The sequence below is a fragment of the Amycolatopsis sp. FBCC-B4732 genome, from assembly GCF_023008405.1.
GTDB classification, from domain to species: domain Bacteria; phylum Actinomycetota; class Actinomycetes; order Mycobacteriales; family Pseudonocardiaceae; genus Amycolatopsis; species Amycolatopsis pretoriensis_A.
The window spans coordinates 7,236,436-7,251,040 of sequence record NZ_CP095376.1 but is presented as its reverse complement, the minus strand read 5'-3'; the positions used below and the strand labels follow the sequence as shown (position 1 = coordinate 7,251,040).

General features: G+C 73.1%; 17 protein-coding genes and 2 pseudogenes. 11 read left to right on the top strand and 8 right to left on the bottom strand.

Translation table 11 applies throughout. The annotated features are described in order from the left end of the window. The first annotated feature begins 42 nt into the window (after positions 1-42). Positions 43-1,041 carry a GlxA family transcriptional regulator gene (locus MUY14_RS32010; protein WP_247014639.1) on the top strand — a complete coding sequence of 333 codons (999 nt, stop codon included), beginning with the start codon at positions 43-45 and terminating at the stop codon, positions 1,039-1,041. Positions 1,042-1,060: 19 nt separating this feature from the next. After that, a complete protein-coding gene (locus MUY14_RS32005; protein ID WP_247014637.1) occupies positions 1,061-1,930 on the top strand; it encodes a transglutaminase-like domain-containing protein in 870 nt (289 codons plus the stop codon). Here the strand turns inward: MUY14_RS32005 and MUY14_RS32000 are convergent. After that, positions 1,887-2,786: a LysR family transcriptional regulator gene (locus MUY14_RS32000; RefSeq protein ID WP_247014635.1), complete on the bottom strand. Its 900-nt coding sequence runs from the start codon at positions 2,784-2,786 to the stop codon at positions 1,887-1,889. The genes MUY14_RS32005 and MUY14_RS32000 overlap by 44 nt on opposite strands. Before the next feature lie 96 nt (positions 2,787-2,882). Between MUY14_RS32000 and MUY14_RS31995 the strand changes: the two genes are divergently transcribed. After that, positions 2,883-3,266: an ester cyclase gene (locus MUY14_RS31995; RefSeq protein WP_247014633.1), complete on the top strand. Its 384-nt coding sequence runs from the start codon at positions 2,883-2,885 to the stop codon at positions 3,264-3,266. 53 nt (positions 3,267-3,319) lie between these two features. Here MUY14_RS31995 and MUY14_RS31990 read toward each other — a convergent pair whose 3' ends face one another. From MUY14_RS31990 to MUY14_RS31980, 3 genes are all read right to left on the bottom strand, one after another. Then, positions 3,320-3,922 carry a TetR/AcrR family transcriptional regulator gene (locus tag MUY14_RS31990; RefSeq protein WP_247014631.1) on the bottom strand — a complete coding sequence of 201 codons (603 nt, stop codon included), beginning with the start codon at positions 3,920-3,922 and terminating at the stop codon, positions 3,320-3,322. Between the two features lie 25 nt (positions 3,923-3,947). Then, complete coding sequence (locus MUY14_RS31985) at positions 3,948-4,766, bottom strand: class I SAM-dependent methyltransferase (protein ID WP_247014629.1); 819 nt, start codon at positions 4,764-4,766, stop codon at positions 3,948-3,950. 88 nt (positions 4,767-4,854) lie between these two features. Further along, positions 4,855-5,715, bottom strand: a complete 861-nt coding sequence (locus tag MUY14_RS31980) for a sigma-70 family RNA polymerase sigma factor (RefSeq protein WP_247014627.1) — start codon at positions 5,713-5,715, stop codon at positions 4,855-4,857. A gap of 65 nt (positions 5,716-5,780) precedes the next feature. Between MUY14_RS31980 and MUY14_RS31975 the strand changes: the two genes are divergently transcribed. Further along, the gene (locus tag MUY14_RS31975) at positions 5,781-6,836 is read left to right on the top strand and encodes an alkene reductase (protein ID WP_247014625.1); all 1,056 of its coding nucleotides are present in this window, start codon (positions 5,781-5,783) and stop codon (positions 6,834-6,836) included. Here the strand turns inward: MUY14_RS31975 and MUY14_RS31970 are convergent. The 3 genes from MUY14_RS31970 to MUY14_RS31960 form a co-directional block, all read right to left on the bottom strand. Then, entirely contained in the window at positions 6,797-7,036 is a 240-nt protein-coding gene (locus MUY14_RS31970; protein ID WP_247014623.1) for a nuclear transport factor 2 family protein, read from the bottom strand. The genes MUY14_RS31975 and MUY14_RS31970 overlap by 40 nt on opposite strands. A gap of 217 nt (positions 7,037-7,253) precedes the next feature. Further along, positions 7,254-7,592, bottom strand: a complete 339-nt coding sequence (locus tag MUY14_RS31965; protein ID WP_247014621.1) for a VOC family protein — start codon at positions 7,590-7,592, stop codon at positions 7,254-7,256. A gap of 10 nt (positions 7,593-7,602) precedes the next feature. Further along, on the bottom strand, positions 7,603-7,890 hold the full coding sequence (locus MUY14_RS31960; protein ID WP_247025345.1) for a DUF6223 family protein: 288 nt from the start codon (positions 7,888-7,890) through the stop codon (positions 7,603-7,605). 191 nt (positions 7,891-8,081) lie between these two features. On the opposite strand from MUY14_RS31960, the pseudogene MUY14_RS31955 reads away from it, so the two are divergent. Continuing rightward, positions 8,082-9,190 (top strand): annotated as a pseudogene (locus MUY14_RS31955) (sensor histidine kinase). Continuing rightward, positions 9,187-9,863, top strand: a pseudogene (locus tag MUY14_RS31950) (response regulator). The pseudogenes MUY14_RS31955 and MUY14_RS31950 overlap by 4 nt, the downstream one beginning before the upstream one ends. Here MUY14_RS31950 and MUY14_RS31945 read toward each other — a convergent pair. Next, positions 9,836-10,858: a C40 family peptidase gene (locus MUY14_RS31945; protein WP_247014619.1), complete on the bottom strand. Its 1,023-nt coding sequence runs from the start codon at positions 10,856-10,858 to the stop codon at positions 9,836-9,838. The pseudogene MUY14_RS31950 and the gene MUY14_RS31945 sit on opposite strands and share 28 nt — an antisense overlap. An 81-nt stretch (positions 10,859-10,939) precedes the next feature. Between MUY14_RS31945 and MUY14_RS31940 the strand changes: the two genes are divergently transcribed. From MUY14_RS31940 to MUY14_RS31920, 5 genes are all read left to right on the top strand, one after another. Continuing rightward, positions 10,940-11,737 (top strand): biotin--[acetyl-CoA-carboxylase] ligase, encoded by a 798-nt coding sequence (locus MUY14_RS31940; protein WP_247014617.1) that lies wholly within the window; start codon positions 10,940-10,942, stop codon positions 11,735-11,737. Between the two features lie 85 nt (positions 11,738-11,822). Next, positions 11,823-12,401 (top strand): PH domain-containing protein, encoded by a 579-nt coding sequence (locus MUY14_RS31935; RefSeq protein ID WP_247014616.1) that lies wholly within the window; start codon positions 11,823-11,825, stop codon positions 12,399-12,401. Next, the gene (locus MUY14_RS31930; RefSeq protein WP_247014615.1) at positions 12,401-13,330 is read left to right on the top strand and encodes a hydroxymethylglutaryl-CoA lyase; all 930 of its coding nucleotides are present in this window, start codon (positions 12,401-12,403) and stop codon (positions 13,328-13,330) included. The genes MUY14_RS31935 and MUY14_RS31930 overlap by 1 nt, the downstream gene beginning before the upstream one ends. Before the next feature lie 37 nt (positions 13,331-13,367). Then, positions 13,368-14,297, top strand: a complete 930-nt coding sequence (locus tag MUY14_RS31925; RefSeq protein ID WP_247014614.1) for a TNT domain-containing protein — start codon at positions 13,368-13,370, stop codon at positions 14,295-14,297. Further along, positions 14,297-14,557: a hypothetical protein gene (locus MUY14_RS31920; RefSeq protein ID WP_003105220.1), complete on the top strand. Its 261-nt coding sequence runs from the start codon at positions 14,297-14,299 to the stop codon at positions 14,555-14,557. The genes MUY14_RS31925 and MUY14_RS31920 overlap by 1 nt, the downstream gene beginning before the upstream one ends. Positions 14,558-14,605 lie beyond the last annotated feature (48 nt).

The following is a 14,605-nucleotide window of genomic DNA, read 5'->3' as shown; positions in this document are numbered from 1 at the left end:
GATTCGAGTGGCCCGATGGCCAACCTGTGCAAGAATCGGGCCATGGCCGCATTCGTGCACCCGGACCGCCACCACGTCGCCGTGCTCGTCCGCCACGGCATGCTCGTGATGGAGCTCGGCATCGTCCACCGGCTGTTCGGCCAGGCGCGTTCGGCGTCGGGCGAGCCGCTGTACGAGGTCGTGACCTGCACGCTCGAGCCCGGCCCGGTGCGCACCGACTCGGACTTCACCATCCCGGTCGACCGCGGCCCGGAGGTGCTGGCCGAGGCCGACACGGTGCTCGTGCCGGCGTCGCTGGCCGAGTACGAGCCGATGGCCCGCGTGCTGACCCCGCCGCTCAAGGGCGCGCTGGCGCGCATCCCGGAGCACGCGCGGATCGCGTCGATCTGCACCGGCGCGTTCGTCCTCGCCGCGGCCGGGCTCCTCGACGGCCGCCCCGCCACCACGCATTGGCGCTCCGCCGAGGAACTGCAGGACCGCTTCCCCGAGGTCGACGTCGACCCCTGCGTCCTCTACACCGACGACGGCGACGTCCTGACCTCGGCGGGCGTCGCCGCCGGCATCGACCTGGTGCTGCACATGATCCGCCGTGACCACGGCGCCGCCGTGGCCAACGAAGTCGCCCGCGGCACGGTCGTCTCCCCGCACCGCGAGGGCGGCCAGGCCCAGTTCGTCCGCCGCCCGGTGCCCGAGCCGCGCACGTCGTCGACGAAGGAAGCCCGCGCGTGGGCCCTGGAGAACCTGCACCGGCCGCTGACCTTGCGCGAACTCGCCGCCCGCGAGGCCATGAGCACCCGTACCTTCACCCGCCGCTTCCGCGAAGAGGTCGGCATCTCGGCCCTGCAGTGGCTGACGCAGCAACGCGTCGAGCGCGCCCGCCAGCTCCTCGAGGAGAGCGACCTCCCGGTCGACCGCGTCGCCACGGAAGCCGGCTTCGGCACGGCGGCCTCCCTGCGCCAGCACTTCCAGGCCGCGCTCGGGGTGTCGCCGAGCGCGTACCGCTCGACGTTCCGCGGCGAACTGGCGGCGCAAGCCGGGTAAATCCCGCTAGCGTCGGCGCATGGACGACTTCTACGCCAGCCACAGCCGGTTCTCGGACCCGGGCGCGCAGGCGTCCTGGCTCGACGCGACACCCCGCGACGTCGCGGCTCTGCGCGCGGCCGCGTTCCAGTTGGTGTTCCATTACTGGGCCCACGGCGACATCACGCAGCACGGGTTTCCCGCGTCGCGCCACGAAGAGATCACCTTGCGCTACGCATCGGACATGTTCGCGCGCCTGCGCGAACTCGACCCGGCACCACCCGGTGGACCGCGCCCGCCGCTGCACCGCATCGTCGGCTGCTGCCGTGACCACACCCTCCTGTTCGTCTCGATGGCCCGCCACCACGGCATCCCGGCGCGGCTCCGCGTCGGCTTCGCCGGCTACCTGATGCCCGGCTGGTACCTCGACCACGTCGTCGCCGAAGTCCACGACGGCACCGACTGGCACTTGGTCGAACCGGGCTTCGCCGAGCCGGGCGAAGTCGGGTTCGACCTCCTCGACGTCCCCCGCGACCACTTCCTGACCGGCGCCGACGCGTGGACGGCCGCCCGCGCGGGCGACCTCGACCCGGCCCGGCTGGTCGTCTCCCCGGACCTGGATGCGCCGTTCCTGCGCGGCCTCCCGTACGCGCGCCACAACCTCGTGCTCGACCTCGCCGCGCTCAACAAGCACGAGATGCTCCAGTGGGACGCCTGGGGCGACCTCGACGACGCCCCCGAGCTCGTCCCGGCAGCCCTCGCCCGCGCCGACGAGCTCGCCGAGCTGATGGCCGACGCCGACGTCGATCAGCTCCGGGTGGCGTTCGAGGCCGACGACGTCCGGGTGCCGCCGGTGATCCGCTCGTTCACCCCGCCGGTACAGCTCCCGGTCGAGGTAGTGCTTCGCTGATCTCGACGGCGGTCCGCACGAACCGCGCGATCCGCTGGTCTCGCGCGCCGGCCGCCCAGGCGAGCGCGAGCGCGTACGGCGTCGCGTCCACCACCGGCCGGTAGACGACGTCGTGCCGCGACCGCAGATCGGCCACCGACGCGGGCAGCAGCGCGATCGCCTGCCCGAGCGCGACGGCCTCGAGCAGCTGGGAGCTGTCCCGCACCACCGGCCCCGGCGTCACCGGCCCACCGGTGACGTCCTGCCCCGACCAGTACGCCCGCTCCGCGTCGGACGACCCCGGCCAGCGCGGCGTCGCCCGCCCGGCGAAGTCGGCACAGGCCAGCACCGACCGCCGAGCCAGCTCGTGCCCCGAAGGCAGCGCGGCCACCCGCGGCTCGCTGACGAGCACTTCGACGTCCAGCCCGTCGTGGTCACCCGGGCACCCGAGTACCGCGACGTCGGCCTGGCCATCCCGCAGCAGGTCGGCCTGCTCACCGAACCCGCTGACCCGGATGTCCACCGGATCCGGGTGGGCGTCGGCGATCCGCCGCAGCAGATCGGTCGCGACCCCGGGCTTGGCGGTGACGACGAGCGCCGGCAACCGTTGCGCGGCCCGCCGCGTCCGTCGCACCGCCGCGGTGACGGCGTCCAGCGCCTTCGCCGACTCGGCGAACAGGACGTTCCCGGCCGGCGTGAGCGCCACGTGCCGGCTGGTGCGTTCGAAGAGCTGCACGCCGAGCCGCCGCTCCAGCAACCGGATCGCCCGGGAGAGGGGAGGCTGCGCCATCCCGAGCCGCTCGGCGGCGCGGGAGAAGTTCAGCTCCTCGGCGACCGCACGGAAATACCGCAGCTCACGGACCTCGACATCGTCCATACCGGGAGAGTATCGCGGCAGAGTCCACAGGTCTTTCCCTTTCTGTTTCGCGAATGGTGGAGTTGGTGTCGATAACTCCACAAAGGACGGATAGTGATGACGGAAGCGCAGCGGAACAAGGAAGTGGTCCTCTGTTTCCTCCGGGCGGCGTTCGAGGAGAAGCGGCCGGTGGAGGCGTTCGAGTTGTACGTGGGGGAGGAGTACGTCCAGCACAACCCGCACGCGCCGGGAGGTGCGTCGGAATCGGCCGGGTACCTGGCGCGGTTCGTGGCCGGTTTTCCGGAGTTGCGGTTGGAGGTCCGGCGGGTGGTGGCGGAGGACGATCTGGTGTGCACGCACAGCTTGATGCGCTTGACGCCGGATTCGCGGGGGAGCGCGATCGCGGACGTGATGCGGGTGCGGGAGGGGCGGATCGTGGAGCACTGGGATGTGGTGCAGGAGGTGCCCGAGGTGACGACGAGCGGGAACCCGGTGGTTTAGCCGGGCCGGGTCCGCGGCCGCCCGGGGGTGTGATGAGGGAGCGCGGGGCGCAGCTACGGGGCGATGCCGTTGAGGATGGTTCGGATCACCGCGGCCGGCTCGGGCGGGTTGGTTCGGCTCGCGTGGGGGAAGATCGTGCCCAGCACCGTCTCGTGGCAGTAGCCCACCAGGAGGGCCGCGGCCGCGTCCACTTCGGACTCGGGGTGGAGCCGGCCGAGGGCTTGCTCCTCCTTCAGGTACGCCAGGAGGCGGTCGCGCCAGTGGCCCGGGCGCTCGCCGAGGTCGGCGAAGCGCTGGAGGACCTCTGGGTTGCCGTAAAGGCCGCTGAACGCCGGGACGATCACGCGGTGCAGGCCGAGGCCGTACTCCAGGTGACGGTGGAGGTTTTCCGCCACCGTTCCCTCGCCCGCCACCGGCAGCTCGCCCAGGAACGACTCCGCCGCGCGCACGTGCCGGTCCAGGCCCCAGGCCACCAGCTCCTCCTTGTCGGAGAAGTGGTTGTACAGCACGCCGTCGGCGACGCCGGCCGTTCGCGCTATCTCGCGTACGGTCAGCCCCGTTGTGCCGCGGGTGGCGATCAGCTTCTCGGCGGCTTCGACCAGGAGGTCGTGCAGGGACTGCCCGTCCTTCTGGGCCGCGGCTTTCCTCGGTGACATCACCGCCATCGTACGGGGACCCTCGTCACGACCTCCTTCCCGTGACCAGCCACGCCGTGCCGCGTAGCCGGACCGCGTCCGGCGTGGCGAATGGTTCCAGTGCCGCTGTCAGTGCGTCGGTCGCGTGGGCCGCCGTCGCGCCGTCGACCAGGCCCAGGTGGTGGCGGACCGGGCCCCAGCCGGCGATGAACCCCGCCGCGTCCGGGACGTCGTGGCCCCAGACCTGGTCCGCCTCGACGTGGGTGCACGCCACGTCTTCAAAGCCGGCTTCGGTCAGCACCGCCTTCGTGCGGTCCGGGTCCGCGAACGACGTCGGGCCGCTGCCGTCCGGGCCGGTGGGCTGCGGCAGGTACGCCGCCATCGCGCCGAACAGGCGGCCGAGGTCCGTGCCGGACAGCGCGGTCAGGCACAGGAACGCCAGGCGCCCGCCGGGGCTCAGCGCTCGCCGGACGTTGGCGAACGCCGCCACCGGGTCGGCGAAGAACATGACGCCGAACCGGCTGACCGCCAAGTCGAACCCGCCTTCGGCGAACGGGTGGACCTGGACGTCACCCTGCTCGAACTCCACGTTCGGCACCTCCGCCGCCCGGGCCCGCGCGGTCGCCAGCATCGGCCCGGACAGGTCCACCCCGGTCGCGGAGCGGGCGCGCGCCGCCGCCAGCCGGGTCAGCTGGCCGTTGCCGCAGCCGATGTCGAGCACCCGGTCGTCCGGGTGCACCTGATCGAGCAGGTAGCCGTTGAAACCGCTGTTCACCGCGTCATAGCGGTCGGCATTCGTCGCCCAATGGTCCCCCTCGTAGCCGTTCCACGCCGCGGCCTGTGCGGTGTTGACGATCCCGGTCATCGCGTCCCCTCCTTCATGAACACACGTTCATGAACATATGTTCATCGTGGCCCGCGAACGGGCCGCCCGTCAAGTTGCGAGCCATCGATCACCTGTTCGAGTGGTCGACCGCGATGTGCAGCGCCGCGAGTCGGGAAGGGGCCGCGATCACCTCGTACGCCGCCACCCGATCGCCGTCGACCACCACCAGAAGCGCGAGCGAAAGCCGCCCCCGCGGGGCGACGACGACCCCGATCGAGCCGTCGATCAACGCCGCTTCGGCGAACCGCGCCCGCTTCCCGAACACCCGCGTTTCCGCCGCCACCGCCCGCGCGCCACGCACCTCCAGCGCCGCCCCAGGCGGCAGGGCGGCCGCGTCCGCGCGACGGACGACGTCCGGTGCCAGCACATCGAGCAGGGCGCCGAGGTCACCCCCGCGGGCCGCGGTCAGGAACGCGTCCACCACCTGGCGGTGCCGAGCCAGATCGGCAGGCGGCAGCGGGGACGTGCCCCGCACTCGTTGCCGCGCGCGGCTCGCCAGCTTCTTCGCCGCCACCGGGGTGCGGTCCAGCACCGGCGCGATCCGGTCGAACGGCACCGCGAACAAGTCGTGCAGCACGAACGCGATCCGCTCGGCCGGCCCCAGCGCGTCCAGCACGACGAGCAGCGCCCGGCCCACCGCGTCGGCCAGCTCGGCTTCCCCCGCCGGATCGGCGTCGTCGACCGGCTCCGGCACCCCCGCGAACGGCTCCTCGCCGCGCGCCTTCCGGGAGCGCAGGACGTCGAGGCAGACGCGGGAAACGACCGTGGTCAGCCACGCCGCCAGGTTGTCGACGGACCCGGTCCGGGTGAGCCGCAGCCACGCTTCTTGGACGGCGTCGTCCGCTTCGGCCGCCGAGCCGAGCATCCGGTAGGCCAGCCCGCGCAGCCGGCCGCGTTCGGCCTCGAACAACTCCGCCAGCTCGTCCATCGGTCACCTTTCGCCGCCACCCACCGTCGCCTTGCTGACGAACACCGACAAGCAGAGGTGACCGAATGAGCTTGCTGACCCCCGCCGAGCTGGGCGATTGGCGCCTGCCGAACCGCGTTGTGCTGGCGCCGACCACCCGCGCCCGCGTCCCCGGCGGCGTACCCGGCGACCTCCAGGTCGCGTACTACGCGCAGCGCGCCGGCGCCGGGCTCGTCGTCGCCGAGGGGACCTGGGTGAGCGAACGGGCCATCGGCTTCGAGAACGTTCCCGGCCTGTACACCGAAGCGCAGGTCGCGGGCTGGCGGCGGGTCACCGACGTCGTGCACTCGCTCGGCGGGCGGATCGTGGTGCAGCTGTGGCACACCGGGGCGGTTTCGCACCCCGACCTGCTCGGCGCGCGGCCGGCCGGGCCGTCGGCGGTGAACCCGGAAGAGCCGGTGCACACCGCCGCCGGACGGCGTTCGACGGGGACGCCGCGCGAGCTGAGCGTCGCCGAAATCCGGGCGACCGTCGCGGACTACGGCGCGGCGGCGGAGAACGCGCGCCGCGCCGGGTTCGACGGCGTCGAGATCGCGGCCAACGGCGTGTACCTGCTCGGCCAGTTCCTGCACCCGCGGCTCAACCACCGCACCGACGCCTACGGCGGGTCCGCGGCCAACCGGCGCCGGCTGCTCACCGAAGTCGTCGACGCGGTCGGCGAGCACGGCCGCGTCGGCGTCCGGCTGTCGCCGTGGTGGACCGGCGGACTGTTCACTGTGGACGAAGAGTTGCGTACCGAGTACGACGCTCTGGTCGCCGCGCTCGACGTGGACTACCTGCACCTGCGCGGGCCCGACACCGGACCGGACTTCGCCGCCTTCGCCCGCTACCGGCGGCTGTTCGACGGTTTCTTGATCGTCAACAACGGCTTCGGCCGCGACACCGGGAACGCCGTGCTCGACGCGGGGATCGCCGACGCCGTGTCGTTCGCCCGGCACTTCGTCGCGAACCCGGACCTGGTGACGCGGTTCGCGCTCGACCTCCCGCTCGCCCCCGGCGACCCGGCGACGTACTACGGCGGCGGGGCGGCCGGGTACGTCGATCAGCCGCAGGCGTCGGCGATGGCGGCGGTGTCCCAGTAGAACGGCCGGACCTCGGTGATGCGTCCGCCGGTCACGGTGATCGTCCGGAGGATCGGGAAGTCGAGCTCCCGGCCGGTGGCGCGGGCCCGCGCGTGCACGTGGGTCAGGACGACGAGCGGCGAGGTCGTGGCGAGGAACGCCTGGTCCACCAGCTCGAAGACGTCCCAGGTGCGGCTCATGGCGGCGAAGAACGCCGCCATGCCTCGTGCCGCGCCAGTCGCCGCCGTACAGCAGGTTGGCGGCCTGGTGCAGCACGACGTCGGGGGCGAAGAACGGGGCCAGAGCGGCGAAGTCGCCCTCGGTCAGGACGCCGCCTCCGCGGCGTACATGCCTTCGAGAACGGCGACGGGATCGGTGCGCATGTCCGCCACCGTGCCGCACCGGCGGGCGCGCCACCGGCGGGAATCGGACGTCGGGCTACTCCTCCTGGCACCACACCGCCAGCTCGCTCCCGCCAGGTTCGCGGAAGTGGAACCGCCGGCCGCCAGGGAAGGAGAACGGTTCCTTCGTCACCACGCCGCCCGCCGACACCACCGCCTCGCGGGCGGCGGTCAGGTCGCCGGTGCGGATCGCGATCAGGGGTGCGCTCGTCCGCTCCGCCGCGTCGGACTGGAACCCGAACGTGAGGCCGGGGGCCCGGACGTCGGTGTAGTCCGGGCCGTACGGGGTCACGCTCCAGCCGAACGCGCGCTCGAAGAACTGCCCGGACACCGTGGCCGAGGTGGACGGGAACTCGGTGAAATCGACTTCGTACATGCCGCCGACGCTAGCGGCGACCACCGACAAAACCGCGCGAGCGAGCCACGGCCAGCCCGCCGAGGGCCACCGCGACCAGCCCGATCACCAGTGCCGCGTAGCCGCCGACGATCCCGTAGCCGGTGCCCGGGCCCCCCTCGGCGGCGGCCACCACCCAGCCGCCGACGACCCCGCCCGCCACCCCGGTGACCAGTGCGACGAGCGCTCCCTTGCCGCGACGGAGGGCCAGGCCGCCCGCGAGCACGCCGGCGATGCCCAGCGCCGCTCCCAGCAGGGACCAGAGCCGTCCGGGCGTCATGGCGTAAGTGCTGACGGCGGCGATGTCTTGGACGTCCACGAGCTGCTCCTTCGATTGCCGGACCGGACGTCTCCGAGCATGTCCGCGCGGGCGCCGCCGGTCGTCGTGCGGACGTCGGCACCGCGCTACCGCGTTCGCGGTAGCCGGGAAATGCTCCCTGCGCGGCAGTTCCGCGCGGCTAGGGTGCGGGGGTGAGCCGCGCGCGGATCGTGGACGGGGTGATCGCCGCCGGGGTGGCGGCGGCCCTGCTGAGCGCCGGGCTGTCCACCGGCCACCAGCCGGGGGCGCTCGACCCGCTGGGGTACGCGGCACTCGTCGCGGGCGGGCTGGCGCTGGCCGCGCGTCGGCGGGCGCCGGTCGTCGTGCTGGGGGCGACCGCGGGGTGCGCGCTGGTCTACCAGGCCGCCGGGTTCGAAGTGCCCGTCGTGGCCTACCTCTTCGCCGTGTACGCCGCGGTCCGGGCGGGGCACCGGGTCGCCGCGGTGGTGGCGTCGGTGATCATGCTGGCCGCGGTCCCGCTCACGCTCCTGGCGTCCGGGCTGCCCGACGCGAGCCAGGCCTTCACGCGATCTCGGGACGTCCTCCAGCTGGCGTGGCTGATCGCGGCCGGCGCGGCGGGGGAGGCGCTGCGCCAGGCCGAGCGCCGCGCCGACGAAGCCGAGCGCACCCGGGAGGAAACCGCGCGCAGGCGGGCCGACGAGGAGCGTCTGCACATCGCGCGCGAGCTGCACGACTCGCTCACCCACCAGATCTCCGTCATCAAGGTGCAGGCCGAAGTCGCCGTCCACCTGGCGCACAAGCGCGGCGAGGACGTGCCGAAGTCCCTGCTGGCGATCCGGGACGCCGGTCGCGAAGCCGCACGGGAACTGCGCGCGACCCTGGAGGCGTTGCGCGACGACGAAAAGAACCCGCCGCGCGGCCTCGACGACGTCCCGGAACTCGTGCGCCAGGCCCGGACCGCGGGCCTCGACGCGCGGCTCACCGTCGAAGGCGACGGCACCGGCGTGCCCGCGGCGGTCGGCCGGACCGCCTACCGGATCGTCCAGGAGGCGCTGACCAACGTCGCCCGGACGCCGCCGCGGCCACCGCGTCGGTCCGGATCGACCACCGGCCCGGCGCGCTCGTCATCCGCGTCGACGACGACGGCCGGGCCACTGTGGACACCGCGCCGGCGCCGGGTGTCGGCCTGCTCGGGATGCGCGAACGCGTCACCGCGCTCGGCGGACGCCTCCAGGCCGCTCCCCGCACCGAGGGCGGCTTCCGCGTCGAGGCCGAACTGCCCGTGGACCACCCGGCATGATCCGCGTCCTGCTGGCCGACGACCAGCCGCTCATCCGCAGCGGCTTCCGGGCCCTCCTGGACGCCGAGGACGGCGTCGAGGTGGTCGCCGAAGCCGCCGACGGCCGCGAAGCCGTGGAACTGGCCCGGGAACACCTGCCGGACATCGTGCTCCTCGACGTCCGGATGCCGGGCGTGGACGGCCTCGAAGCGACCTGCCGCATCGCCGCCGACCCGGCGCTGGCCGCCGTGCACGTCGTCATCCTGACCAACTACGGCCTGGACGAATACGTCTTCGAAGCCCTGCGCGCCGGCGCGGCCGGGTCCTCGTCAAGGACATCCGGCCGGAGGACTTCCTGCACGCCGTCCGCGTCGCCGCCCGGGGGGACGCCCTGCTCGCGCCGTCGATCACCCGCAAGCTGATCGACCGGTACGTCACCCAGCCGCCCGTGCCCGGCGCCGGGCTCGCGGAGCTGACCAACCGCGAGCGCGAGGCCGTCGCCCTGGTCGCGCGGGGCCTGTCCAACGACGAAATCGCCGCGCGGATGGTGATCAGCCCGCTGACCGCGAAGACGCACGTCAACCGGGCCATGGCCAAGCTGCGGGCCCGCGACCGCGCGCAGCTGGTGGTGTTCGCCTACGAGTCCGGTCTCGTGCCGCCGGGGCCTCAGGCCGGGCGGCCCGCGCCCGCGTAGTCGTCGCCCTTCGAGTGGTACGTGTGGATCTGGATGGCCTGGCCCTCGGTCGGCGCGTTGATCATCAATCCGTTGCCCAGGTAGAGGCCCACGTGGTGGATGCGGGTCGCCGGGCTGCCGTAGAACACGAGGTCGCCGAGGCGCGGCTCTTCCGAAGCCGGGACCGGGGGCAGCGCGCGGAACTGGCTGTCGGCCGTCCGCGGCAGGTTCACGCCCGCGCTGTCGTAGGACGCCTTCGTCAGGCCGGAGCAGTCGAAGCCCGCCGCGCCCGCGTCCGGGCCGTTGCCGCCCCAGACGTAGGGGAGGCCCAGCTGGCCCAGCGCGAAGCGGGTCGCCTGGACGCGGGGCGAACTCGCCGAGGCCGGGTCCAGCGACAGCGTCGCGTACAGCTGCGCCGTGCCGAGGACCCGCTGGCGGAACAGTTCGGCGTCGCCGCCCGGGTGGTAGGCGGCGATCGCCTTCCACCAGCCGGTGCCGGCGCCGAGGTCGGTGCCGCCCGCGCAGAGCGCCCGGCCGGCCGCGACCGGCGCGTCGTCGCCGTACTTCTTCGCCTGCGCCGAGGACAGCCCGAGCAGGTTCCCGCCACTGCGGCCGTGGTTCGACGCCGCCGAGCCCACGCCCGCGAGGGTGACCCAGGAGAGGTGGCAGGACGGGTCTTCCTTCCGCAGCGCCAGCTCGCCGTTCGCGTAGCCGATCAGGGCGTTCGCGGGGATGTCGAGGGGGCCGGCCAGCTGCTCGGCCCACTGCTGCAGCGGGCTCTTGCCGCCCTGGCCGGACGCGCCCTGGCCCGGTTCCTGCGCCTTCACGGGTGCGCTGACCTCGAGGACCGACGGACCCGAAGCCACGTCTCGCGCCACCGGCAGCGGGGCGGGCGCGGGTTCCGGCGAGCGGTCGGCCAGCAGCCAGCCCGCCGTCGCCAGGCCCGCGACGAGCGGCAGGGCGACGAGCCCGCGCAGGGCCGCCCCACGGGCCCAGGAACTCGGCTTCGTCGTCACGGGGTCCAACTTAGAAGAGCGCACCTCTTACTGAACGACTGAGTAGCTTGCACGTTAGGGGGACTCCCATATGGTGGACACATGGCTGAGATCGACGCTGCCCGGTTGGCCGAGGCGCTCCAAGATCGGTACGCGAAGATCGACGTCGTCGAGCGCACCGGCTCCACCAACGCCGACCTGCGGAAAGCGGTCGAGGAGGGCGCTGCGGACCGGACCGTTCTCCTCGCCGAGGAGCAGACCGCGGGGGTGGGCCGCCGCGCCCGGCCGTGGAGCTCGCCGAAGGGCGCCGGGCTGTACCTGAGCGTCGCGCTCCGGCCGGGCGTCCCGTTCGCCGCGCTCGGCTCGCTCTCCGTCGTCGCCGGGCTCGCCGTGCGCGCGGCCGCCGCGTCCGTCGGGGTCGACGCCGCGCTGAAGTGGCCGAACGACGTCCTCATCGGCGGCGCCAAGTGCGCCGGGATCCTCGCCGAAGCCGTCGCCGGCACCGAGCCGTCGATCGTGCTCGGCATCGGCCTCAACGTGCTGCCGCTCGGCGACGTCACGCCGGGGCCCGGCGGGCTGCCCGCGACGTCGCTCGCGGAGCAGGGCGCCACCACCACCGACCGCACCGACGTCGCCGTCGCGCTGCTCAGCGGGTTCGCCGACCTGGAACGGCGCTGGCGGCTGGCCGCCGGCGACCTCACCGAGGCCGGGCTGCTCGGCGACTACCGGGCGCACTGTGCGACCCTCGGCCAGGACGTCGAGGTCCAGTTGCCGGACGGGACGTCGCTCACCGGGCGCGCGGCCGACATCGACGCCGCCGGGCAGCTTCAGGTCGACATGGCGGGCGGCCAGCGGCACACGGTGTTCGCGGGTGACGTGGTGCACGTCCGCCGCGCCTGATTTCTCGGGGCGTTGCACTCACCGGCCGAGCGTCTCGCCGGTACGGTGAGGCGATACCGCCGCACCGACCTTGGGAGCGTCCGCCGTGGCTTATCCGGACGAATTGCTCAGCGAGCAAGAGCACGTCGTGGTGCACAGTCACCCCCACTTCAAGATGCTGATCTTCCCGACGCTCGCGTTCCTGGTCACCCTGGGCGCGGGCATCTGGCTCGCGATCCTCGCGAAGGACGCCGGCTCGCCGTGGAACACGGTCGGGCTGATCGCCATCGCGGTCGTCGCGCTGGTGCTGATCGTGTGGCTGTTCCTGGCCCCGCTGGTGCGCTGGCGGACCACCCACTTCATCGTGACGACGGACCGCCTCATCGCCCGCGAGGGCGTGCTCAAGCGCACCGGCATCGACATCCCGATGGGCCGCATCAACAGCGTCCAGTTCGAGCACGGCCTGCTGGACCGGGTGTTCGGCTGCGGCACGCTGATCATCGAGTCCGCGTCGGACGAGCCGCTGCGGTTCGAGGACATCCCGCACGTGGAAAAGGTGCACACGGTCATCTACCGCGAGGTCAACGACAACCCGTACGACGACTACCGGCCGGGTGCCCAGCAGACCACGCCGTTGCCGCCGCAGGGTGGCGGGCACCCGCCGCGCGGCGAGCGAGGCCGCTGATGGGGACGCGCGAGCTGGGCCTGCCGGAGCGCTCCCCCGCGGCGGGCGAGCTGCCGGAGCGGGTCACGATCTGGGAGGTCGGCCCGCGGGACGGCCTGCAGAACGAGAAGACGATCGTCCCGGTCGAGGTCAAGCTGGAGTTCCTCGACCGGCTCGCCGGCGCCGGGCTCACCACGCTGGAGGCGACCAGCTTCGTGCACCCCAAGTGGGTGCCGCAGCTCGCCGACGCCGAGCAGCTGCTGGCCGGGCTCGACCGCCGCGAAGGCGTCCGGTACCCGGTGCTCGTGCCGAACGAAAAAGGTCTGGACCGGGCCCTCGAGGCCGGTGTCGAGCACATCGCGATCTTCGCCAGCGCCACGGAGACGTTCGCGCGCAAGAACCTCAACTCTTCGCTGGACGAGCAGTTCGCGATGTTCGAGCCGGTCGTCACGCGGGCCCGGGAAGCGGGCGTCGACGTGCGCGGGTACCTCTCGATGTGCTTCGGCGACCCGTGGGAGGGCGTCGTGCCGGCGAAGCAGGTCGCCGACGCCGGCCGCCGGCTGCTGGACATGGGGTGCTCGCAGCTGTCGCTGGGCGACACCATCGGCGTCGCGACCGCGGGCCAGGTGGAAAACCTGATCGGGCTGTTCGGCGATGTCGGTACTTTGGCCGTGCACTTCCACGACACCTACGGTCAGGCTCTCGCGAACACGCTGGCGGCGCTCCGATGTGGAGTGTCGACTGTGGACTCTTCGGCCGGCGGGCTGGGTGGCTGCCCGTACGCCGAGTCGGCGACCGGGAACCTGGCGACCGAGGATCTCGTGTGGATGTTGAGCGGCCTCGGCGTGGAAACCGGAGTCGACCTCGACGTGCTGGTGGCGGCCAGTTCCTGGATGGCGGGTCGGCTCGGCCGCCCGAGCCCGTCCCGCGTGGTCAACGCGCTCAGCTGACGCGGGCCACTGTGCACTACCGAGCCGGAGGATGTGGGTGACGGAGCCTTCCGAGGCGGGCGAGGACGACCTCGACACGGGGCCGGTGCGACTGCCCGGGTCCGGCGGGTACGAGGACGCCCCGACGCCGCCTTCGGGCAGTCCCGCCGCGTGGCCGCACGCCGTGTCGCCGCTGCTGCCGCCGTTCCCGCTGCCCCCGCCACCGCCGATGCCCGCGGCCCCGCCGCCCCCGGTGTCGCCGGCGCCGCTCGCACCCGCGCCGGTTTCGCCGACGCCGTTGCCGCCGCTGGGTTCGCCGCGCACCGAGCGGGAAAGCGTTGTCGCGCTGTTCCTGGTGCACATGTTCCCGATCGGGCACCTGCCGGTCGCCATGGACAAGCCGGCGCGGCAGCTGCCCCTGCCGGAGGACGACCCGGAGGGCTTCGGCCCGAACGACCACCCGGACGCCCGGCTGATCTTCGACGACCAGGCGCTCACCAACGTCACGGCGGGTTTCCGCCGGTCGCCGACCGCGCCGTCGCGGCCGGTGCCGCGGCACCTGACCGACGGGTACGTGCCGTACGCCCACGCGACGCAGGCGGTGTGGATCCGCCGGTTCGTCGTCGGGCACAGCGACCTCGGGCCCGAATACGCGTGGCCGCCGGGCGACCACTACCCGGAGGGCAGCGTCGACCACGGCGAGCCGGTGATGGTCCCGATGAACACCGTGCTCGACCGCTTCGGCCCGGCGCACGGGCGCGTGTTCTTCGCCGACGGCACGCCGTTCGCGGAACGCTCGCTGCCGCCGGGGATGCTGGACGCCGAGTACCGCCGGTACGTCGTGGTGCGCGCGGTGCCGATGTGGCGCGCGGAAACGGCGAACTGGTTCGGCCAGGTCGGCGGGGGTACCCGGTACCGTGCGCTGCTGGCCGCGGACGAGCTCGTGACCCTCGGCTACCTCGCCGAGGCCAAGGGGGAAGAGGATTGATGAACACCCAGTCGATCCAGCGCTGGTTAGGCGTGCTGGGCGTGCCGCCGGAGGTCGTTTCGCTCGGCGCCGAGGTCGACAACGCCTGGTGCCTGATGCAGGGCGAGGACGAGGCGTGGGAGGTGTTCTGGCGGGAGCAGGGCAACCGCTACGACTGGGCGCGGTTCACCAGCGAACAGGTCGCGTGCCACTACCTCTTCGGCCGGCTGGCCTGGGCCCAGGTGGCGCGCGGCGCGGTCGGCCTGCTCCCGGGTTCGTGATGTGCCATGAGGGGCACCTTCATGGCTCTTAAGTCCATGAAGGTGCCC

Coding starts and splice junctions, on each gene's coding strand:
- MUY14_RS32010 (WP_247014639.1), top strand. CDS start 43: ATGGCCGCATTCGTGCACCCGGACCGCCACCACGTCGCCGTGCTCGTC.
- MUY14_RS32005 (WP_247014637.1), top strand. CDS start 1,061: ATGGACGACTTCTACGCCAGCCACAGCCGGTTCTCGGACCCGGGCGCG.
- MUY14_RS32000 (WP_247014635.1), bottom strand. CDS start 2,786: ATGGACGATGTCGAGGTCCGTGAGCTGCGGTATTTCCGTGCGGTCGCC.
- MUY14_RS31995 (WP_247014633.1), top strand. CDS start 2,883: ATGACGGAAGCGCAGCGGAACAAGGAAGTGGTCCTCTGTTTCCTCCGG.
- MUY14_RS31990 (WP_247014631.1), bottom strand. CDS start 3,922: ATGTCACCGAGGAAAGCCGCGGCCCAGAAGGACGGGCAGTCCCTGCAC.
- MUY14_RS31985 (WP_247014629.1), bottom strand. CDS start 4,766: ATGACCGGGATCGTCAACACCGCACAGGCCGCGGCGTGGAACGGCTAC.
- MUY14_RS31980 (WP_247014627.1), bottom strand. CDS start 5,715: ATGGACGAGCTGGCGGAGTTGTTCGAGGCCGAACGCGGCCGGCTGCGC.
- MUY14_RS31975 (WP_247014625.1), top strand. CDS start 5,781: ATGAGCTTGCTGACCCCCGCCGAGCTGGGCGATTGGCGCCTGCCGAAC.
- MUY14_RS31970 (WP_247014623.1), bottom strand. CDS start 7,036: ATGGCGGCGTTCTTCGCCGCCATGAGCCGCACCTGGGACGTCTTCGAG.
- MUY14_RS31965 (WP_247014621.1), bottom strand. CDS start 7,592: ATGTACGAAGTCGATTTCACCGAGTTCCCGTCCACCTCGGCCACGGTG.
- MUY14_RS31960 (WP_247025345.1), bottom strand. CDS start 7,890: ATGACGCCCGGACGGCTCTGGTCCCTGCTGGGAGCGGCGCTGGGCATC.
- MUY14_RS31940 (WP_247014617.1), top strand. CDS start 10,940: ATGGCTGAGATCGACGCTGCCCGGTTGGCCGAGGCGCTCCAAGATCGG.
- MUY14_RS31930 (WP_247014615.1), top strand. CDS start 12,401: ATGGGGACGCGCGAGCTGGGCCTGCCGGAGCGCTCCCCCGCGGCGGGC.
- MUY14_RS31920 (WP_003105220.1), top strand. CDS start 14,297: ATGAACACCCAGTCGATCCAGCGCTGGTTAGGCGTGCTGGGCGTGCCG.